The sequence below is a fragment of the Ruegeria sp. AB7 genome, from assembly GCF_056542625.1.
Genome location: NZ_JBQGAC010000006.1, coordinates 192,643 through 213,200, shown reverse-complemented (window position 1 = coordinate 213,200; position 20,558 = coordinate 192,643). Strand labels below are relative to the sequence as shown.

The 20,558-nt window shown below is 53.7% G+C and carries 16 protein-coding genes; 6 read left to right on the top strand and 10 right to left on the bottom strand.

Going from position 1 to position 20,558, the window contains the following annotated elements; translation table 11 throughout:
- The first annotated feature begins 63 nt into the window (after positions 1-63).
- Positions 64-1,458, top strand: coding sequence for an alpha/beta fold hydrolase (locus ACR0EN_RS16375; protein WP_480587826.1), 1,395 nt, complete (start codon positions 64-66; stop codon positions 1,456-1,458).
- Between the two features lie 351 nt (positions 1,459-1,809).
- Here the strand turns inward: ACR0EN_RS16375 and ACR0EN_RS16370 are convergent, their stop codons facing one another.
- The 5 genes from ACR0EN_RS16370 to ACR0EN_RS16350 all read right to left on the bottom strand — a co-directional run bounded on the left by ACR0EN_RS16370 (position 1,810) and on the right by ACR0EN_RS16350 (position 6,566).
- Positions 1,810-2,010: a hypothetical protein gene (locus ACR0EN_RS16370; protein ID WP_170818954.1), complete on the bottom strand. Its 201-nt coding sequence runs from the start codon at positions 2,008-2,010 to the stop codon at positions 1,810-1,812.
- Between the two features lie 259 nt (positions 2,011-2,269).
- On the bottom strand, positions 2,270-2,476 hold the full coding sequence (locus ACR0EN_RS16365) for a hypothetical protein (RefSeq protein WP_480587824.1): 207 nt from the start codon (positions 2,474-2,476) through the stop codon (positions 2,270-2,272).
- A gap of 192 nt (positions 2,477-2,668) precedes the next feature.
- Entirely contained in the window at positions 2,669-3,637 is a 969-nt protein-coding gene (locus ACR0EN_RS16360; RefSeq protein WP_480587821.1) for a HupE/UreJ family protein, read from the bottom strand.
- Positions 3,638-3,654: 17 nt separating this feature from the next.
- Positions 3,655-4,485 carry a peptidyl-prolyl cis-trans isomerase gene (locus ACR0EN_RS16355; protein WP_170565398.1) on the bottom strand — a complete coding sequence of 277 codons (831 nt, stop codon included), beginning with the start codon at positions 4,483-4,485 and terminating at the stop codon, positions 3,655-3,657.
- 158 nt (positions 4,486-4,643) lie between these two features.
- Positions 4,644-6,566: a DUF3604 domain-containing protein gene (locus tag ACR0EN_RS16350; protein ID WP_480587818.1), complete on the bottom strand. Its 1,923-nt coding sequence runs from the start codon at positions 6,564-6,566 to the stop codon at positions 4,644-4,646.
- 711 nt (positions 6,567-7,277) lie between these two features.
- Between ACR0EN_RS16350 and ACR0EN_RS16345 the strand changes: the two genes are divergently transcribed.
- Together ACR0EN_RS16345 and ACR0EN_RS16340 are read left to right on the top strand one after the other, a co-directional pair.
- Complete coding sequence (locus tag ACR0EN_RS16345; protein ID WP_170818949.1) at positions 7,278-9,053, top strand: amidohydrolase; 1,776 nt, start codon at positions 7,278-7,280, stop codon at positions 9,051-9,053.
- Between the two features lie 438 nt (positions 9,054-9,491).
- Entirely contained in the window at positions 9,492-10,193 is a 702-nt protein-coding gene (locus ACR0EN_RS16340; RefSeq protein WP_170392770.1) for a hypothetical protein, read from the top strand.
- A gap of 171 nt (positions 10,194-10,364) precedes the next feature.
- Here ACR0EN_RS16340 and ACR0EN_RS16335 read toward each other — a convergent pair whose 3' ends face one another.
- Genes ACR0EN_RS16335 through ACR0EN_RS16320 form a run of 4 tightly spaced genes read right to left on the bottom strand, consistent with a single transcriptional unit; the run spans position 10,365 to position 16,230 of the window.
- The gene (locus ACR0EN_RS16335) at positions 10,365-11,882 is read right to left on the bottom strand and encodes an ABC transporter permease (protein WP_170392769.1); all 1,518 of its coding nucleotides are present in this window, start codon (positions 11,880-11,882) and stop codon (positions 10,365-10,367) included.
- Positions 11,883-11,892: 10 nt separating this feature from the next.
- A complete protein-coding gene (locus ACR0EN_RS16330) occupies positions 11,893-12,942 on the bottom strand; it encodes a quaternary amine ABC transporter ATP-binding protein (RefSeq protein WP_170392768.1) in 1,050 nt (349 codons plus the stop codon).
- Between the two features lie 58 nt (positions 12,943-13,000).
- Positions 13,001-13,969 (bottom strand): ABC transporter substrate-binding protein, encoded by a 969-nt coding sequence (locus tag ACR0EN_RS16325; protein ID WP_170392767.1) that lies wholly within the window; start codon positions 13,967-13,969, stop codon positions 13,001-13,003.
- A gap of 35 nt (positions 13,970-14,004) precedes the next feature.
- Positions 14,005-16,230: a DUF1989 domain-containing protein gene (locus tag ACR0EN_RS16320; protein WP_480587815.1), complete on the bottom strand. Its 2,226-nt coding sequence runs from the start codon at positions 16,228-16,230 to the stop codon at positions 14,005-14,007.
- 203 nt (positions 16,231-16,433) lie between these two features.
- Here ACR0EN_RS16320 and ACR0EN_RS16315 point away from each other — a divergent pair, with 203 nt between their 5' ends.
- Positions 16,434-17,444, top strand: a complete 1,011-nt coding sequence (locus ACR0EN_RS16315) for a LacI family DNA-binding transcriptional regulator (protein WP_480587812.1) — start codon at positions 16,434-16,436, stop codon at positions 17,442-17,444.
- Between the two features lie 737 nt (positions 17,445-18,181).
- On the opposite strand, the gene ACR0EN_RS16310 is transcribed toward ACR0EN_RS16315, so the two are convergent.
- Entirely contained in the window at positions 18,182-19,030 is an 849-nt protein-coding gene (locus tag ACR0EN_RS16310) for a LysR family transcriptional regulator (RefSeq protein ID WP_170392764.1), read from the bottom strand.
- 86 nt (positions 19,031-19,116) lie between these two features.
- Between ACR0EN_RS16310 and ACR0EN_RS16305 the strand changes: the two genes are divergently transcribed.
- Both ACR0EN_RS16305 and ACR0EN_RS16300 read left to right on the top strand, forming a co-directional pair.
- Complete coding sequence (locus tag ACR0EN_RS16305; protein WP_480587810.1) at positions 19,117-19,584, top strand: c-type cytochrome; 468 nt, start codon at positions 19,117-19,119, stop codon at positions 19,582-19,584.
- Positions 19,585-19,597: 13 nt separating this feature from the next.
- Complete coding sequence (locus tag ACR0EN_RS16300) at positions 19,598-20,506, top strand: c-type cytochrome (RefSeq protein ID WP_480587807.1); 909 nt, start codon at positions 19,598-19,600, stop codon at positions 20,504-20,506.
- Positions 20,507-20,558: the final 52 nt, after the last annotated feature.

Sequence of the window (20,558 nt, the reverse complement as noted above, 5' to 3'; positions counted from 1 at the left end):
GTTATCGATTCTAACATCTTATGGGCGTGGTAGAGTTTTCGAGCAATCTTGCGGGAAATAACCATGAGCCAACGTCGCCTTGCTGCAATCCTGTCTCTCGACGTCGTCGGCTTCAGTCGGATGATGCAGGGTGGCTCAAAGGCACTGCTCAAAACACTGAACACGCTGTACCGCGATTTGGTGACACCAATCGTCGGACAGCACCATGGCCGGGTGGTCAAACTTCTTGGCGATGGGGCACTAATAGAATTTCCGTCAGCGAGTCACGCACTCGAAGGGGCAATCGCGATTCAATCCCACCTTAGAGAGCCAGACCATCCATATTTGGTTCCAGAACGCATTCAGCTTAGAGCAGGCTTGCATGTAGGCGATGTCACTGTGGACGGTGAAGATATCTTCGGAGGCGGCGTAAACATTGCGGCACGTCTCCAAGCGGCAGCTGAACCCGGTGGCATTCTGGTCTCAAAAGTACTCTGCGATCTTGCCGGGTCGGATTATGCCAACCGATTGCACAGAGAGGGACTGCGGACACTCAAAGGTATTGCACAGCCGATTGAGGTATTGTCGATTAATTTCACTGATGAAGGTGTATCAAAGTCACGAGTTGATTTCGCCAAAACACAAGAAATCCGCTACTGTCAAACTGATGACGGCATTAGTCTGGCTTGGAGCGTAGTGGGTGACGGATCCCCGGTTGTTAAAGCACCAAGTTGGATTGGACATCTAGAACTGGACTGGCGCAATCCTGCGGTGGCTCCAATTTGCACTTCGGTTGCGCAACATCACCGACTAATTCGATTTGATGCACGGCTCAACGGTCTTTCCGACTGGGATGCAGAAACTTGCACGTTCGATAGGTTCGTTGATGACTTGGAAACCGTTTACGACGCGGCTGGTTTAAAGCGCGCGCCAATCCTTGCGATTTCACAGGGGTCTGCTGTAGCCGCCGCCTTTGCAGCCCGTCGACCAGACCGGGTCTCGGCAATTGTTATGATCGGTGGTTTCCCAGTAGGACGAGCAAAACGTAAGTCTCCGAAGGATGTGGAGCGGGCTCTGGCTATGAAACACATGATGAATGCAGGGTGGGACGACGAGTATCCGTCTCTACGCGATTTGATGGCGCAGATCATTGTGCCAGGCGCGAGCCAAGAAGCCCGGCGGCAATATGCAAAAGACATGAGCCAAATGATCTCGCCCGAAAACATGGGACGGTATCGCGATGTGATCGACCAAATTGATATCCAGAAAACATTGTCAAAGGTTGAAGTGCCGTGCCTAGTTTGTCATGCGACGGGAGATAGGATGCAACCGGTCGATCAGGGACGGCTGTTCGCAAAGGGATTGCCCAACGCGAAGTTCATCGCCTACGAAAGCTCTAACCATGCCATGCCGGACAACGACCCAGAGTGGCCGCGTTTCGAGAGAGACGCATTGGCTTTCTTAGCAGAGCACAACTGAAAGGTTTTGTCAGATTAACTACGCTTCACCGTGGCGCGGGATGGCGTTTGGGAATGACCAGACCAAACTCCGTCAAGTACTTCAAAAGCATTCCTGGGGTCATTCGCCCAATCGTGATACTGGTAGGCATCGACCGCTATCCGGCGATTGAAGTAATGGTTTGCTTGGTCCGCAGGAGAACTGACCACTCAACCAAAGATCGCTTCATGTAAAACCCGTTAAACATCGCTTGTCGTTTGCTTTATCCCATTTATGGCGAGCGGGTTTGAAGGTGCTCGCTGAAGTATGCGTGCCGCAATTACCATGAATTCAAATAGAATGGCTAACGTTAGTTGTTTAACAAGTCCGCACTCAAAGTGCTTTTTCATATGCAAATTTGCCAGCATCGGCTTTGGTTTCTTTCTCACCATTTACATACGTCCAAGTCACCTCGTCGCTGGAAAAATCTAGTTTCAAAACGCCGGGAGCATTGGTGATCAACTGATCCGCAAAAGCGGCGCGTTCTAATCGATCGGTTTCTGTATTCCCTCCAGCGCCTGAGATGAAATTCATAGTGCCACCCTTGGCGGGCCTCCCATTTCCATCCGTCGGCTCGGTGCGCTCGTAAAATGGTTATGCCCATATAACACAAATAAAACACCGGAATCCGCCAGGACTTTAAAAAGTGCTTTTGCGTCGGAGCCGCCCCTCGGAACGGTTGAGTAGGCAGGTTTGTGATAAAAGTCACCAATGCAAGCATCCGGGTTTGCGGCAATAATTTCGTTCAACCAGGTTGCCTGTGGAGAGCCAGGCGACGCATCAGCCTCGCTATTTAGCGATAGCAGGGGCCAATTACCTGATCGAAGCGCATAGTAGCCCTTCCGATCTGGCCCTGCGCGTTCTCGCCAATAATCATAGTATCCATAAGCACCCGGAGATTTGCATTCATGATTTCCGGGAGCAGGCCATGTCCGTGATTTTGCCGCCCTCCAGTAAAGCTCATGGTGATCGTCAAACGCGGCAGGTTCTCCACGCCCATTCCTGATCCACAGTTTGGATATGTAGCAACTATGGCCGCTTAGGTAAACTAAAGTTGGGCATGCGATGAAGTGGGCTTTTTTTCGCAACCTATTCTGCGCGGTTGCACCTGCATCCGGTCAATTTGCGCGCTTCGCAATCGACTAGTGCCTTGAGCCGATCTACCACCTCAACGACATCGAGGTAAATCGCTTTAGAACCCACTTAAACGTTCTATGAGCCAGTACATCGATACCGACCCGATGCCATAAGCGGCAATCACAGTCGCCCTTTGGCTAACTGGACGTGCCATCAATCGCCAGATCGCGACAAGAAGTGCCAAAGCTCCGACAAAGCTCAACTGACCAGCTTCGACGCCTAGGTTGAAGGCAAACAAGGCTGCAGGAATATCGTTGGAGGGAAGTCCTATCTCGGCCAAAGCGCCTGCAAAACCAAGGCCGTGCAAAAGCCCAAACCCGAAACAAACGATCCAGGGCTTTTGTTTTGAAAGTCGAAAACGCCCGTCGCCGCCCTTAACAATTTCCATCGCCAAAAAAACGATAGAAAGCGCAATGACGGCCTCGACCGGCGGGCCGGGGACATTCAGAAATCCCAGCGTTGCCAGTGCCAGTGTTATTGAATGTGCCAAGGTGAATGCCGTGATTGCTCCCGCCAGTCTCCACGGATCAGGGACCAAAATAAATAGGGCGAAGACGAAGAGCAGATGATCCCAGCCTTCTAGTATGTGTTCATAACCCAACTGAAAATAGGCTATGAAAACAGACCATGTTGTCTGTTCAAAAGGTATGTTTTGGATGGCAGCATCCGGGGTGAAACGAAGCGTGGCAGGCTCGGCGTGCAGAGGATGCACACGGACCAAAACGTCGTTCTTTTGTGCCGCCAGTCCGTCGATCTCGATGGATTGGCCCGCGATCTCAGCACGGCATTCGACAACCCAGGAAGAAACCCACGCTCGCCCATCGGAGATTGGGTCAGGGCCGTGTGAGGGTGTACAGCCATCCGGTAACACCGCATCAATCGCCATTGGTTGACCATAAACATCTGGTTTTCGCCAATTAACACTCCAAGTGTCCGTAGTGATTTGTCGAATTTCCAAGTATCCCGGATCAAGCGCATGCGCGTTGGCGTACCCCGTGGGCCACGCGAACAGCAGAGCAAACATCAAGCTGAGTATGAAATTCATTTGACCTGACCTGTGAGATCGGGTGCTGTGATCTCATAATTGTCGGCAAGAGCCTCGTATTGCGCCTGCGCCAAATCTTCGCTCATGGCGCGACGCCAATCACGAAGCACCACACTGTGGATTTCTTGCAAGCGAGGTATCCGGCTTGGTTCAATGGCAAGCACTTTCACCAGATGGATGCCGTAACCCGATTGGACCGGCCCCATCCACTGACCTTTTTCGAGATTGGCGAGACCATTGGAAAATCCGGTTCCAAAGACCGAGTCGATTACCCGTGTCGCGGTTAGGGGCATTGATGCAGGCAGCAGTGTCGCGCTTTCCAAGCCGGAAGTCTCTTGTTCCGCACGCAAGGCGGCCAGTGCCCTTTCAATCTCGGTCTCACTTGGTCCTTCACCAAGAAAAACTTGAGTGAACGCGACCTTATTGGGTGTCGCGTAGCGGTCCGTGTTTTGTTGGAGGAAAGCCTCTAGATCTTCGTCTTCTGGAATAACTGAAGCGGCGATGGCTTCGGTCAGAAAATCCATCTTTTGGCTCAGCCGCGATCTAATCACGCTATCTCCGCGTTCCAAGCCAAGCTTCCTTGCTTCCCTAACTAAAACTTCTTCGCGAATTGAAGCGTCGACCAACGCTTGTAGCTCAGAACCGCTTGGCTGGCGTTTCCACCTCGCTTCGAACTGTGAAGCTAACAGCGCGGCATCACTTTCGCTTATCGCTATCGTCTCCGGATCTGCAGCGGCGTCGTTATCTGGTGATATTATGTGGAACCAAATGAATATGGCAGCTCCGATCAAGAAGAAATGGAACAGAGGTTCTTTCACTATTCGCATGAAGGCTCCTGCGTGAAACGCGATACGGCATTATGTTTTATGCTGGCATCAGGCAGTTGAATAACACAAGGAATTGCAACTCAAGGTGCGCCGCTTATCATAAGAGCGTCCCGAGTTAGTGATTGCGATCTGGGTCCCCAAATCTGCACGAAGTAAGGTCAATCTGCCGGCGTGTACCAAATCGGCGAGGAATACGCGCGCTCCTGATGCGTAAGTACCGCATCTTCCGGCAGCTCCGCACCAAACCTCAGTTTGTCGTACAACACCCAGCGTGGGGTTGGGATTTCGAGCGCACGTACGTAATAGAATGCCCGCGCATTTGGATCGAAATCAGGGTCAGACCAAACGGTTACCAGTTCGGCGGTTCCAATTGTATTGGTCCAGCTGGCGGTTTCCAGATCCACGGTATTCCCAACCGCAGGGATCTTGCCGTTTTGATCGGCAACACGGTTGTCCGACCATGCCACGTCATAGACGTTTTCCTGCAAAGCACCTTCGGAATCGAGCCATCCCTTTATCACCTGTACACGATCCAGGTTGGCCCCGACCGGGTCGCGTAGAGCGGCGATCAGGAATGTGGGTGGACCTTCACCCTCGCGAGGTCGCAGATCCGAACCCATTGGAACACCTTTTGTGTAGCCCACATCCGCAAGGAAGCGAGTTTCGACATCAGCGTCGAGGAAATCCCATCCGCCAAAGAACCGTAGACCAATCCGCGGTCCAGTGCTCGCGTAGGTTTCGCGCCGCTTGAACGCATCGAAGATCGCAGCGCGAGTATTGTCGGTCGCCCAAACGGCCGTGTACCCGGAAGCTACAAGGAGGTCGCCAGGAATTTCGCCAAGATCGTTGGCGATGAAAGGATGCTTTATTCTCGTGGCCGAAGGTTCAACGCTGACGGATTTTCCGAAGAAGTTGTCTTCCTCAGCAGTTGCCAGAGACGTATGGCTGTCCGTCGCGCCACCCATGCCAAACTTATATGGGTTCACGCCGAACTTCTCTTCCAACAACAAACCGCGCTTCAAGGCTTCTCGGGCGTACTCGCCGGCCAGCATGTCATCGGTTTTCAGCTCGGTTATGTCGAGATTGCCAACGTCCCAGTTTTCGTAATCCGCGAATTCGTCGTCGGGGCTCAGATAGGGGTGCGCTTCGCCATCGCCCTTGATCTGAGTGACTTCGTAATGGGGTTCCCATTTTGCGCGGGCAGCCACATATTCCTCGTCGACCTTGCCACCGTGATAGGTGTCTTCGGTCGGGAACATCCATCCGTTCGACAGGTTGCCATTATGGGCGAAAGCTACCGCGCGACCACCCGTTTTTTCTTGATAGTCATCTAGCCATGCATACAGCGTTCTTGGGTCGGTATCACCAAAGGGCGGTTGCGTGACTGGCGGCACCATCTGAAGCGCCCTGATGGGCCCATCGCGCAGCATAACATTCCGGTGCAGGTTGAAGCCCTTGGGTACAGAAGTCCACTCGAACCCTATGAACGCCGTGAAATTGCCGGGGTCGTTATGTTCTTCCGCAGCCAGAACGATTTGCTCCCATGTAAAAGCAAAAGCGTCAGCACCCGGGCTGTAGGAGTCCAGCAGGACTTCTGGCAGGGTCATTTGCGAGAAATTGGTAATGATATCGAACGCCGCTTTGCCGGCCTCTTCGCCGCCTGCCTTGTAACCTTCGTACCATTCCAAACCTTTCGGATCGGCAAGAACGCCTGGCTTGCCAGCCTGAAGGTCAGGGGCGAATCCCATTAGGTCGGTGTGATCCGTAAGAACCATCCAGTCCAGAGGCCGGGCCAGTCTTACTGGTTGACCCGTTGAAGAAGTAACCTGTTTACCTTTTGCAAAACGCCATGCTTCATCAGGCAACAGAGTGTTCCCAAAAGCACCTGCGTCCAGCGAAAGCCCGGTGTGAAGATGCGTGTCTCCCCACAGCGGTCGCTCGGGGAAAGTGCGTTCGGCATACGGGGAATACGGTTGATCTGAGAACAAGCCTGCCGCGGCTTCTTCACTTGGAACAGCATCTGCAAGGACAGTCGATGATGCCAGCCCTAGTGAGATAGAACAAACAAAAGCTCGAAGCATGTGGAACTCCTAAATCAAGATAGCGCGGTGGTGCCGATGACCTACAACTCAAGAATTTATATTCCTATTTATCTATATAACATCAATTTTCCGTTTGTGGGGATATTCCGCTTTTGGCATTGTCACGATGGTACACTTAGGAGTTTGTCTGAAGAAGTTGGTCTAACAATAACTCCATAAGCCATCTCCTAGATTGTTGTGCTCAACATCGATAACGGAAGCTTTAGAGAAATTGCGACTCAGCACCGTTAGGATTGGCAAATGCTCGGCCGCCCTCCATTGCAGCAGCCATCTAACTTTAAGATGAAGGCCTGAGATGGATCTTGGGATGATTTAAGATCAGCAACTCGCCGCAGCCCAAACCAGGCCTTCAAACCTGCGCCTTGCAATTCTAGCTTTGCAGACTTTGCCGCTATTAGCGATTAACTGTTTTAATGTCCGCTCTCAGATCAAAGAAAAAAGCAAAAAAAGTGGTCAGGCTAAGGAAAGCTGACCTTCGACGACCCGGAGCTGAAGGCCCCGCTTGCGGACAAAGCAAGGGTAAATTTCAGAACTGAATCGCGGTAATTTAAGTTGCTAATAGTATCAAGATATTCAACGCTGTGCATCAGATGGGCGCGCGCGCATTGCTCGGAAGCTTGCTTGAGGGTCCCGTTCAGCCAATCCCTGCGTTGGCGAGGATCAATGTTTGCACAATGATTGGATAGCCCCATGGCCTTCTCATTTCGCTTCCTGTTAGCGCCCGTTGCATTAATCGCCCTTGCGACGACGGCAGTACACGCTCAAACCGCCGACACCATATACACCAATGCGCAGGTCTATACGGTCAACCCTGAACAAGAATGGGCCCAGGCGTTTGCGATTGAGGATGGACGTTTCATTGCTGTCGGTTCAGCAGAAGAAGTCGTTGCGCTGGCTGGGAGCGAGACTGAAACGATCGACCTTGCGGGTGCGATGGTATTGCCGGGCCTTTATGACATCCATGTTCATTTCCGCAATTGGTACGTTGCTGCGGCATTGTCTGACGAGGTGATCCTACTCCCGGGCGATGCCGACCCGGAAGCGGCAACGGAGTTGATTCGCGAATTTGTAGCTGCGCGCCCAGATCTCGAATACCTTTTTGGATCTGGATTGGCCAACGAGCTGTTTGATGGAGAACCGAACACGACTTGGCTTGATGAGGCAGTCTCTGATATTCCGGCCTATATTATCACTGCAACCGGGCACGAGGCAGTGCTGAATACACCGGCGATGATCGATAGCGGTATTGATGTCGATACACCGGACCCACGGAACGGGATCATTGTGCGGGATCCAGAAACAGGAGAAGCAACAGGCTACATGAAAGAGGCCGCGATGGGTCTTTACGCGATGCCATTTCTACGCGGGCTGGATATCGAAACCCACGTTGATGGCGCAAGGGACGTGCTACACTTGCTTGCCTCAATGGGTGTGACATCTGCCAGAAACATGCATAGCGAATTGATAAATGTGCAGGCGCTACATCGGCTTGCAACGACCGAGGGGCTTCCGATCAGGGTTAGTGTGGCGTGGACCTACGATTCTCCGACGCGGGCATATCAATCCGTGGAAGACCAACGTGCTGCAATCGACACGTTTCAAGACTTGATCGCGCCACGGCTGGACCCAACCTTTATTAAGGTCAATATCGATGGCATTCCGACTGAAACCGGAGCGATGCTGGAACCTTTCCTGACGAACGCCTCGAAAGCGGAACAGTCCCAATCTGACGCGGTTTCAAAGTATGATCCTCTTGCTTCTGGTCAGGGCGACTATGGGCTAATCTTTTTCACCGAAGAGGAACTTGTGGCCGACATTATCCGGTTTGAAGAACAAGGTATGAAAGGCATGGTTTTCCACACTGTGGGTGATCGCGGTGCTAGGCTTGTTCTGGACGCAATGGAAATCGCACGAAACCAACTGGGCGAGCTGAAAGGCCGCTACCAGCTTGCCCATTCGTTTTTCATATCGGAAGATGACATGCCAAGACTGGTAGAACTCGATCTGACACCGGAATTCTCGCCAGTACTATGGTTTTCGAACCCCCACAACGATGTCGTCAACCGCGTGGTTGGCCCGGAACGCGCGCAGAGGGTTTTCCCAATGCGCTCTGTGGCTGACGCCGGAGGACGGGTCGTTATCGCTTCTGATGGTCCGTTGTTCATGCAGACCCCATTGGCATCGATCGAGGCGGCCGTGACCCGTATCGATCCTGTGGCTGACACGAGTCCACCCGATCCTGCGGTGGGCCAAGCGATCACGCTGAAGCAGGCAATTGATGCCCGCACAATCAACTCTGCATACTTGGATTTTGCGGAAGAAGAGCTTGGCTCAATCGAAACAGGCAAGCTTGCCGATTTCATCGTGCTTGACCGCAACCTATTTGAAATTCCGATCTCGGAGGTCAGTGAGACGCAGATATTAAAGACGTTCGTCGAGGGCGAGATGGTTTTTGAGGCCAAATAACGTTTTGATCTGAGTTTATTTAACTCACTGGCAGCAAGGCTTCCGAAAGAGACGCATGGTCCAGGCTCTCTTGGGGGTTACAAGGCCATGCGCTTGTGAACGCACCGGGTTCAATTCGGCAAGGCCGAGCGCCTGTACAAGTGTTTGTTTCAAGGCACGCCTTCAACCATGTAATTCTCGCTTTCCGTGCTTCTTTTTCATTGGCAATCCTTGCGTCATTGGGCGCGATGGGCTCGAGGCACGTGTTTGGCAAACTTGAATAATTGGCTGTTAAGCAGACAAAAGCTGCCGTTGATCGTTCAGTACGATCGGTACTCAAAAAACTAGTCGGTGGGCATTCTGAGAAAGCCGCTATCGCACCTTCTTCACTTTCTGGGTTGTGCTTTTGATCACAACGAGTGTCTCATCTGCTTGTAATATGTTCGTTGGATCTTAGCCGTGTTCGAAGCGCCGACATACCTCGCGATAACATCGATTGCAGTCATTGGTACTGTTCACGTCTTCTGCGTGTCCTTTTTCCGCAGATTCCCGGCCCCGGCAAGCTGGCTATCTGATTTTTCATCAGGGATCGGACTTGGCTATGCTTTCCTATTCTTGCTGCCAAAAATCGGTGAATTGTCAGCCGGTTTAGCTGCAACCGGGAAATGGGAACACTCGCTGTATGGTTACTCTCTGCTAGGATTTCTCGCTTACTACTTGTTGGAAGCCGGTCGCGAGATAGGGGTCGACAACAGGTTGTCTCTTGGCTTGGATACAGTGGCACTCGGAACCTATAACTGCTTGCTTGCCATTACAGTCATGCAAGCAACCGCAACTTCGCCTGAACTGTACGTCATAGGAACGTTGGCCTATTCGCTGCATTTATTTGGAGTGAATATTTATCTCTATAAAACCCACCCCGGGCATATGTCTGGATGGTTACGTACATATTTTGTCGCTTCACTTACGGTCGGCATATTAATCGGTCTCAACGCGGACAAAAGTAGCATGCTCTATTCAATCGCGACCGGGTTAACGGGGGGCGTGATTATAGCTCTATCTCTTCGGGTTAAACTGCCCGATCGTTCTTCAATGAATACAAAGGCTCTTTTGATTGGTGTGGTGTTCGCTGCGGTCGCAGTCGTTGTAACCCGGTACTGATCCGAGGACACTATTGGACTTTTCTTTAGATTAATGCACCGGATGTTTCTCAGCCTTTTTTGAGAGATATGGGCAAAGCATCGGATTGCTCTTCAGGCAGCGCCCGCCACCTACTGGCTTTGAAAACACACCTAGAACTTCAGACGGATGATCGTGCGTTTGCCACAATTGTTATTTTCGTCCGGCCACAATCCGATCTAAGATTAACGCGCAGAACAAGATTGCCAAACCGGCCAGAATTCCTTGTCCCGCCGCTGCGTATTGCAGTGCCTCTAGCACGTCCTCGCCCAAACCCTTGGCACCGATCAGCGAGGCGACAACAACCATTGCCAGAGACATCAGGATAGTCTGGTTCACACCTGCCATGATGGTTTTGTGCGCCAAGGGCAGGTCTACCCGCCATAGCAGGTAACGAGGCGTTGCTCCAAAGGCCAAAGCGGCTTCCCGCACAGTTTCAGGGACTTGTTGCAGGCCAAGTACGGTAAAGCGGATTACCGGAGGGCTACCGAAAATCATGGTTGCAACTACGCCTGCAGGCTTTCCAGATCCAATAAAAGCCACCACCGGGATCAAGTAGACGAAGGAGGGCATTGACTGCATGAAATCTAGAATGGGCCGCACGATGGCAAAAGCACGTGGGCGACGGGCGCAGTAGATACCCAATGGAATGCCCAGCGTGATCGAAATCAGCGCCGCGGCGCCCAACAGGGCGATTGTAGTCATCGCCTTTTCCCAAAAATCCAGCAGGCCTAGATAGGCCAGCGCGGCTCCGGTGAAGATCGCCACACGGGGACCAGCCGACAGGTAAGCCAGCATGATGATCACCAAAGCTACGACCGGCCAGGGGGTATCGACCAGCACAACCTCGATCCAGTCCAGCAGGGTGCGCATCCCATAGGTCAGCCCATCAAAGAAGCCGCGCCCGGCAGTCTTGGTCCACTCGAACACCGCTTGCACACCATCGCCTACGTTCAGACGCCAGTCCCGGTTGGTTGGGAAGGTCTTGAGCACAGCCACCGCGTCCGGTTGTGCAAATTTGATCATGGACAGGATCACCACCACAGCGGTCAACGCCGTCGCCACAATCAGCCGAGAGATAGACCAGCCATGGGCTACACTTGGGTCTGAACGCCAGCGCGCGAATTGACCTTCAAGCGTCCAGTTGGCCAGCGAAGCAGCTAAAAACTTGACTGCCAGCAGAAGGGCGATCCCAATGATCAGATACGTGACACCGGTCGAGTCCGCTGTGCGTGCGGCCTCCTGCGCGCCAGCCAGAGCTCCTTCAAGTGATTCCGCCGCGCGTTTCAACGACTCCAACGTGGTCGACCCGGATTGCTCCGCCGCTGCAATCTGCTGTCGGCGCAGCTCCAGTGTCTGCTCGATCTGTATCGCCCGCTCGCGGAACTCGCGCCCAAGATCACCAAACAAACCCAGACCGATCTGGATGTAGGCCAGCGTTTCCAAAACCAAAAACCCGAGAAACCACGACCACAGCCCGCGTGCACCAAACCAGATCGGCCCGAGGATTGCTGCAGCTGTGTTTAAAGTAAAGCGATAGCCTGGGGCCTGCATCATGTAGGCGAAGGTCTTCTGGTAATAGGCGTTCCCCTGACCGACAAAATCTCCTATTAGCCCATTCAGACGGTCGGCGGTTTCCGGTTGGATCTGTTGCGTATCAACATGTTTCATATCGTTGCCCTTACGCCTGACTGTCCTGAATTGCGCGGATCAAACCCGCGCGGTTAATAACACCTACCGTCTTGCCATCCTGCGTCACAGCTACGACTCCATGTCCGTCCACGCAGAGGTTCATCAGGTCGGACAGATCCATATCTGGGTGAGCCTCTTTGGCATCCTCCGGGAGTTCGCCGTGATGCGCCTCGAACTCATCGACCGGTTTCATGACCGCATGGGCGAAGATCATATTGAGTTTCGAAATCCCCGCCACAAAGTCGGCCACATAGTCGTCAGCGGGATTGAGTATGATCTCTTCCGGCGTGCCGATCTGCACGATGCGCCCGTCCTTCATGATCGCGATGCGGTGGCCGATGCGGATTGCTTCATCCAGGTCGTGGGTGATAAACATCGTGGTTTTGTTCAGCTTGTGACTGAGGTCCATGAACTGATCCTGCAACTGCTTGCGGATTAGCGGGTCTAGGGCCGAGAACGGCTCATCCATCAAAAGGATTTCAGGGTCTGCAGCGATCGCACGGGCCAGTCCCACGCGTTGTTGCATGCCGCCTGACAGCTCATGTGCGTATTTGTCTTCCCAACCGTTCAGTTCAACCAGCTCCAGCACCCGGTCCGCTTCTTCCCAGCGGCGTGCTTTCCCGGTTCCGCGAATTTCGAGCGGCATTGCTACATTGTCGCGGACTGTGCGGTGAGGCATCAGGCCAAAGTTCTGGAACACCATCGCAACGCGCCGGTTACGCAGATCGCGCAGACCTTCATCGTTTAGGCCCATCACATCCTCGCCATCCAGATAGATATGGCCGTCAGTGGGCTCCAGCAGACGGTTCACATGACGCACAAGGGTCGATTTACCCGAACCCGACAGGCCCATGACGCAGAACAGCTCGCCCCGTTCGATCTCAAAGCTGGCATCAGCCACGCCGACAACGCAGTTGAAACGCTCCAGCACCTCAGCCTTGCTCAGGCCCTCGCTGTGGATAGCGTTCAAAGCCTCCTGCGAGCGTGTACCGAAAACTTTCCACACGCCTTTTGCGTCGATTGCTATTTCCGCTGTCATATTGGCCCCATTGGAATTGTGTTGGTTCGCGCCCCCGATAGTCAGGGGCGCATGGGCTTTAGTTGGTCGTCAGTCCCAGCCAACCGTCGACGATATCGCCGTTGGCGGCGATCCATTCGGCTACGACTTCATCCGTGTCACGGCCCTTGACCACGACTTCATAAGTCAGACCGCTTAGCTCTCCCGCATCCATGTCGATATTGGCAAGGAAAGAGGCCGCTGCCGGGTTGCGCTGTTCCAGCGATTTCGAATGCGCCACTGTCACGGTTTTGACCGGTTCACCCGTGCTGACATGGGATTTGTTATACCAATCGGCATCCTGATCGGGCTGAACCATCTTGTAGGTGGCCGCGTCGTGCTCGGGCTCTTCCAGAATGGTCACATCATATAAGGCGTGTACGTAGTGTGGCGCGTAGCAGTAGAAGGCCGCGCCTTTCTTCTGGTCGATCTGATCTTTCAGACGGGAATAGAACACGGTTTCGTCTTCGGTGGTCGGCGTCAGAAATGTCTCGATCCCATAATCCCGCACCCGCACCTTGAACGTGTTGGTCGAGGCCCAGCCCGAGGCACCAACCCAGACCTCACCCATGCCGTCGCCATCGGAGTCAAACAGCTCTTGCGCGACGGGTGTCGCTAGGTCGTAGATCGAACGGATGTTGTGATCTTCGACCATGTAGTTTGGCACGCAAATCCCAGCGCGGCCTTCGTAACTGCCTGAGGACAAACCTACGGTGCCTTTCTGATCGACATATTCATCCGTAAAGGACGACTGGTTCGGCAGCCAAACATCCGGGTGTACGTCGATGTCACCACGACCGCCATCCATGGCGGCAAAGATCACCGCGTTTGCTCCGGGGGCATAGCCAGCTTCTCCACCCAAGCGGGTCTCAATGATCTGGCCGATCACACGGCTCATTATTTTGGCACCGGGCCAGCTGGGCTCGCCCACCATAACCTTTTCTTGTGCCATCGCCGTTGTTGCGCCGAAAGCAAAGGTCAAGGTTGCAATAAGTTTCAGTTTTTTCATGTACTTTCTCCCGTTGCGTTGAGTTGCATGCGCCTTCAGGCGCGCGCCCGCTTACGTTGCGGGTCTATGAATGGAATATCCGAGACGGTGGCGCGCAGGCGTTTCATCCGCCCGTCGAGTTGACCGATCTCAAGTTGAGTGCCGTTTTCCGCGTGTTCGATGGATAACCGTGCCATTGCGATTGCGTGTTCCAGCGTCGGTGATCGGGTGGCAGACGTTACCACTCCTACTTGCCGTTCACCTGTATAGACGGGTGCACCGTGCGCTGGCACATCATCGCATCCGATTAAAAGCCCTTTAAGCGCCCGACGTGGCTCGCGCAGGTTGCGTTCCAGTGCGGCTTTTCCAGTGAATTCAGTTTTTGTCAGATCGACGGCGAAGCCAAGACCAGCCTCAAAGGCATCGACACCCGGCGCAAACTCGGCATTGGCCGCGGCCAGCCCTGCCTCTATCCGGATGATGTCCAGGGCGGCCGAGCCCATTGGCGTGATCCCAAACTCTTCCCCAGCCGCCATCACCGCATCCCAGATCGCAACGGCGTCGGATTTGGAACAGAAGACCTCATACCCCAACTCACCGGTATACCCCGAGCGTGACAGCATAAACGGCGCACCCTCGCGGTCACGTAGCCGCGCGACGGTGACGCCGAACCATTTCAGATGATCCAAGCCTGGCACATGCGGTTGCGTAAAGGCGATCTTGCGTAGCAGTTCGCGCGACTTTGGCCCTTGAATGGCCAGGTTGGGCATTGCTCCACGCAACGCATGGATCCGCACTTGCAGGCCACGCGCATCGGCCAGTTCTTGCAACGCGCGCCCGCTTTCCTCGGTGCCGCAACACCAACGGAAGATTTCGGGCGCAAGTCGGAACAGGGTGCCATCGTCGATCACCGAACCGCTCTCGTCACACATCAATGTATAAGACCCGCGCCAGACCGGTAGCTTCGCCACATTGCGCGTGGTGGCCAATTGCATCAGAGCCTCGGCATCCGGGCCGACAATATCGAATTTGCGAAGCCCGCTCATGTCCTGAACAGTCACCGCCTCGCGACAGGCCCAGTATTCACCCAACGTGCCGTGGGCAGGGTAACTGACGGGCGCCCATAGGTCGCGCGCAGGTGCGAAATGCTGGGTTAACGGGGCCAGACGGTCGTGAAAGGCCGACTCCTGACTGATCGACATGGGCGCGTCTTCCTTTTCACGATAGGCAACCGCACGGCGGATGGGCGTTTCGGGGCGGTAGATGCGTACATGCACATCGGTCGGGTTCCAGCCATTGATGGGATCAATGTCGTCCGGGCAGGCGGTCGAGACGCAAACCAGATCCTCAAGCGCGCGCATGGCGACATAGTCACCGGGACGCGAGTAGGATTCCTCGGTTAGTATGTGATGGTTCGTCGGGTCGATCCATGTATTCCAGAAGAAGTTGATTGCAGGCCACGCAGCCCGCTGTGAAACGCCGTAAGGTGCCAACGCGTTTGACATATTATCCGAACAGTTCACATGGCCGGGGAACCCTCGCTCTTCATACCCGCGAGCGGTACAGGCTAGTCCGAATGTGTCATGCCGACCGCAGGTATCCTGCACTACGTTCAACAGCGGGCGCATGTCACGATCAAAGAACTTGTCCAGCAAGCCGGGGCCGGGATAGGCACGGCGCACCATCGACCGAGTGGCAGTTGAATCGATCATCCATTCCTGGCCACGATCCAGCCCATCAGTCCGCAGCGCCATGAAGTCAGAACACTGCTGGCCTTCAATGTCGATGATTTGAACAAATTCTCCAGCCTTCAGTTCATAGGCCAGAGCGCTACCGCGTTGCACGGTGAATTCGTCCCGTGTATCACCCAGCAAAGGTGGCAAAGGCGGCCCTTTGACCATTGCTGGTTTGTGCAAGACTGTGATGTTCCCGGTCGCACTGCCTTCAATCAACCCTGTGACCGCGGTTGTACGGATCACCCAGACAGTAACCGTGTGGTCTGCGCGGAGAATCAGCGGCTCGGGTATATGGTCCAGCCTGTGACAGGGAACCTGCCGACTGCCGCCATGCGCCGTAACCCAAGTCAGGAGCTGTGTACTATCAAAATCGTCCCATTTGACGTGCCCGGTTGCTGTCAAACTCAGCGCCGCCAGTCCCGACTTTCCATCATTGGTGAACGCCACAACATCCAGTGCTTGCTTTGGACCAACCCCTTCTATCGAAAGCAAATCACCGTGCTTTGCGACCAGTCGAACAGCCTCACGTGGGGTAAGGATGTGCATGCGGGTGTCAGAAGCGTTTTGAAGCCCAGGGAACAGGCGGCCAGGGCTGTCAAACCCCGAGTTGGTAAACGCATGTAAGACGGATGACCCCTGCATATCGCTGCTGAATTCCCAAAATGTAACTAGTTACAGAGGTTGATGAAACTAGTTACATATGTCAACTCTTTACTCAGAAATCCGCGAAATGGACACCAAATCCTACGATGCAAAAAGCCCCAGAGCCTAAAAAACGCGCAAATCTCAGAGATGTAGCAAAGGCTGCGGGCGTGTCTGTCGCGACGGTGTCGCGCGTGTTGAACGAACCGAGTGTGGTTAAGAAAGATACTCTGGAAAAAGTTCAAGCCACCATCGCTGACCTCAAATTTGTCCCAAGTGCGGCCGCGCGCGCGATCAACTCCGGACGCACTAGATTTGTCGGCGCATTGGTCCCAACTCTGGACAACGCAATCTTTGCCCGCTTTCTTGCGGCGCTAGAGCGCAAGCTGTCGGACCACCAATTGTCACTGATCGTAGCAACCACCGAGGCAAATCTGGATATCGAAGCCAAGAAAGCCAAAAGCCTGCTGGATATCGGAGCTGAGGGGCTGATTATCACCGGAGCCACACACAATGCCGCGCTGCTCGATCTGATCGAGCGCACTATGTTGCCAACAATCATTACGTCTTTCTTTGACCCCGAAAACCCGTTGCCGACCATCGGGTATGATAACGCAGCCGCGGCGCAACTTGCATTGCAGCACCTTGCAGATCTCGGACATCGGGACATTGCTGTCGTACATGGCCCGGTTCACGACAATGATCGCACACGAGCTCGCCTTGCAGGCATTACAACCTTTCCCTTCGCTGGAAATCTTTCAACCTTCGAAACCGAGATCAGCCATCAGGGCGGAGTAGACGTTGCAAAACACCTCGGCGGTCTAAACACCAAGCCAGATGCAATTTTATGCCTATCTGACGTCGTTGCGCTTGGGGTTTTGCTTGGTCTTCAAGCGCAAAACATCGGCGTCCCGGACCAGATTTCTATGATGGGCGTTGACGACCTTCCAATTTCGTCCGTGACCGTTCCGCCACTGACAAGCGTGCATCTACCTGTTTCTAAGATGGGTGAACGAGCAGCAGACGCGCTAGCCGATTGGATCGCTTCTGATCAGGCACCTAAATCCGAAGAGCTCGCCACACGACTCGTTGTTCGGAGCTCTACAAAACGAATTTAGACGACCTGGACATCACGATTTGCGAAACGAACAACGCTATGGATGATGCCGAAGGCCTAGTGCGGGCTCTGATCGCCAGTCGGCGCAAACCACGGTGGATGTCAGCGAGAAGCGCGTTTGCTCATTAGTCGAGACGCAGCGAATACCTGAGAAATTCTAAGAAGGGCGCTGACTAACCGGAAATGCCTTGACTTGCGAATGTTTATGTCTGCGCTCCTCTGAGGAAAAATAACATATAAAATCAGTAAGCTAATATCTATCAAATGGCGAAGCTGTGTGTCTCACCACATTCCTGTTGTTTAAAGTCAAACGAACCCGATCTAACCGTCATGGTTGGACCAGACAAGCGGTGGACGTTCGTCATCAGAAGACGCCCCCAATGTTAGACATTAGTTGAATTTGACATTTGCTTAATAAACTAACCCACCGCCCCCAGTTCATGCTCCGACGGACTGTTTGGTTTGATCTGACTTCCCTTTCGGAAAATCAGGGCTGATTTGTAGGTCAGTCAGCGAAGCTGTCTTGGGGACGAGGTAATGCTATTCGGCAATAGTGCTGCAGCCCGTAGACGCAAGCTGAGGACACGGTTTTATCCAATGGAGTTGCCTTAGAGGTCAGCCGCGCCTTTTGCGACGTTCGTAACCGTAATGATCGCGCGCTTCCTGCCACCGGACGAAACCCTTGAAGGCCTGAAAGCGTACAGTCCGCCTGAGCGAGGGCGCGACTTCCCGTTGTTCTCAGCGGCAGAGTGTTTTGTTGGCTATGCGATCAACCAAAGCTCGTTGTACAATGGCAAACCTCGGAGTGTGTGCTATTTCATCAAGTGTCGCGACCCACAGTGGAACATCAATTCCAGGATCCATCTCGCTCGATAGCTGAAGCCGAGGGTCCGCGTTCCCGATGAACAAAGGCAGAAACGCTCTGCCCACCCCAGATGCAGCCATCTGCTGAAGCACTAAGAAGCTATCTGCTCCGTTGGTCATTTCATCCGCACTGACATGATCGGCAAGCCATTTTGCTGGAAGAGAACGACTCAATGCCCCATCAAGCCGCAACCATTTTCGATTGGTGCCGCCGTCGTCGAAAACTCCAAATGACAGCGTACCTGCGCGTTCCCCAACAAGCCCTTCTTCAAGTTTTATGGAGGGTCTTACGGCGATGTCCGCAGTTAATCTCGATAAATCATGATGGCTGTTGCCGCTCAATAAAGTCAGCTCCAAGCCAGGGTATAACTGGGATATCTCTTTAAGTATTTGGGGCAAAACAAGCTGGCAAAGGCTGTCAGTTGACGCGATACGTACGTGACCTACCGGAGACCGGTTTGCTCCTACAAGCGCACGTTCGACCGATAGCACCGCATCTTCGACGCTTTCCATAGCCGACAGAACTGCTCTGGCCTCGGGCAGTGCGGAGTATCCCGAAGGGCTTTTCTGGAAAATCACACAGCTATTGCGCTCTTCGAATGCGGCCACCCTTCGCAACACGGTCGCATGCGTGACGCCCAGTGCCGCTGCCGCTGCATTGAGTGAGCCGTATTTGCTTACGGCGAGCGCGAACCGAATATCATCCCAGTTTTCGTTGTTCATAAATTAACAAGTGACGACCAATAACAAACAATTACAAGAAAAATTGTTCAAGCTAACATTCGGAGCATTAAACAGGGAGACACATCATGAAGAAGAAGTTCTCAGTATTCGCGGCAGGTCTTTTATCATTGGCCGCCATTGGCACAGCCATCGCCCAAGAAAGTGAAAACCCGGCTGTGAAAGCTCGTACCTCAATCATGCAACTCTATGCCTTCAATCTTGGTACACTTGGCGGAATGGCTAAGGGAGAGGTCGATTATAATGCCGAGGCCGCAACTCGGGCCGCGAATAATCTTGTTGTACTGACACAAATCGACCAATCCGCGATGTGGCCCCAGGGATCTGACAATGTGTCCGATTCGACCACCCGTGCATTGCCTGCGATCTGGGAGAACTTCCCTGACGTTGGTGCGAAAGGGCAGGCCATGGCAGACGCCGCTGTTGCGATGCAGGCTGCGGCAGGTCAAGATGTTGATGCCCTAAAAGCAGCGATGGGCGATCTGGGCGGAAGCTGTTCGGCATGTCACAAAGCATACAGAGCTCCAAAGAACTGATTGGGCCCTGATGGTGCGGCGCTTTCTTTTCTTTGTCGCAATCGTCATTGTGTTGGTCGGGTTGGCCGGTTTGGTGCTGACCCGACCTCAACGAATGGAGCAATCACGACTCGACGGTTTGAACCCAGATCTTGCCAGAGGTGAAATTGTGTTCCACGCGGGGGGATGCGCATCCTGTCATTCAGCGCCGGATGCGGTCGGTGAAGACAAGCTCGTGCTCGCTGGTGGTCGCCGGTTTGAGACGGAATTCGGTACGTTCATTGCCCCCAACATTTCCAGTGACCCGGAAACTGGTATCGGATCCTGGTCTGCCCTGGATCTGGCCAGTGCCTTGATCCATGGAACCGGACCCGAAGGGCAGCACTATTTCCCAGCGTTTCCCTATACCTCTTACGCCAACATGTCGGCCGAAGACGTGGTTTCGTTACACGCATTCCTCGGCACGCTGCCAGCGGCCGCAACGGAAAGTGTTGCGCATGACGTAGGTTTTCCTTTCAGCGTTCGGCGCGGATTGGGGGGATGGAAGCTCTTGTTCATGTCATCAGGCTGGGTGGTTGAAGGTGATCTGACCGACCAACAAAAACATGGCAGGTATTTGGTCGAGGCGCTGGGTCATTGCGCTGAATGCCATACCCCGCGAAATGGTTTAGGGGGCCTGAAACGAGACCTTTGGCTGACGGGTGCACCAAATCCAAACGGGAAAGGTCGTATCCCCGGCTTAACCTCAGACCAGCTTGATTGGTCAGAGGCAGACATTGCCGAATACCTAAAATCTGGCTTTACACCAGACTATGACAGTGCGGGTGGTGAGATGGTGGACGTCATCGAGAACACCTCACGGCTGACGGATGAGGACCGTTTGGCGATTGCCGCCTATCTCAAGGCTGTTCCTGTTTCGTCGACCGGGCTTTCATCCGAATAACAGTCGTTTGGCGCCACGCAGCGGCGACCAGATGCTGTCGCCAATAGGATGC

Coding starts and splice junctions, on each gene's coding strand:
- ACR0EN_RS16365 (WP_480587824.1), bottom strand. CDS start 2,476: ATGGGCGTGGAGAACCTGCCGCGTTTGACGATCACCATGAGCTTTACT.
- ACR0EN_RS16305 (WP_480587810.1), top strand. CDS start 19,117: ATGAAGAAGAAGTTCTCAGTATTCGCGGCAGGTCTTTTATCATTGGCC.
- ACR0EN_RS16320 (WP_480587815.1), bottom strand. CDS start 16,230: ATGCACATCCTTACCCCACGTGAGGCTGTTCGACTGGTCGCAAAGCAC.
- ACR0EN_RS16375 (WP_480587826.1), top strand. CDS start 64: ATGAGCCAACGTCGCCTTGCTGCAATCCTGTCTCTCGACGTCGTCGGC.
- ACR0EN_RS16335 (WP_170392769.1), bottom strand. CDS start 11,882: ATGAAACATGTTGATACGCAACAGATCCAACCGGAAACCGCCGACCGT.
- ACR0EN_RS16345 (WP_170818949.1), top strand. CDS start 7,278: ATGGCCTTCTCATTTCGCTTCCTGTTAGCGCCCGTTGCATTAATCGCC.
- ACR0EN_RS16310 (WP_170392764.1), bottom strand. CDS start 19,030: ATGAACAACGAAAACTGGGATGATATTCGGTTCGCGCTCGCCGTAAGC.
- ACR0EN_RS16315 (WP_480587812.1), top strand. CDS start 16,434: ATGCAAAAAGCCCCAGAGCCTAAAAAACGCGCAAATCTCAGAGATGTA.
- ACR0EN_RS16350 (WP_480587818.1), bottom strand. CDS start 6,566: ATGCTTCGAGCTTTTGTTTGTTCTATCTCACTAGGGCTGGCATCATCG.
- ACR0EN_RS16325 (WP_170392767.1), bottom strand. CDS start 13,969: ATGAAAAAACTGAAACTTATTGCAACCTTGACCTTTGCTTTCGGCGCA.
- ACR0EN_RS16355 (WP_170565398.1), bottom strand. CDS start 4,485: ATGCGAATAGTGAAAGAACCTCTGTTCCATTTCTTCTTGATCGGAGCT.
- ACR0EN_RS16330 (WP_170392768.1), bottom strand. CDS start 12,942: ATGACAGCGGAAATAGCAATCGACGCAAAAGGCGTGTGGAAAGTTTTC.
- ACR0EN_RS16360 (WP_480587821.1), bottom strand. CDS start 3,637: ATGTTTGCTCTGCTGTTCGCGTGGCCCACGGGGTACGCCAACGCGCAT.
- ACR0EN_RS16370 (WP_170818954.1), bottom strand. CDS start 2,010: ATGAATTTCATCTCAGGCGCTGGAGGGAATACAGAAACCGATCGATTA.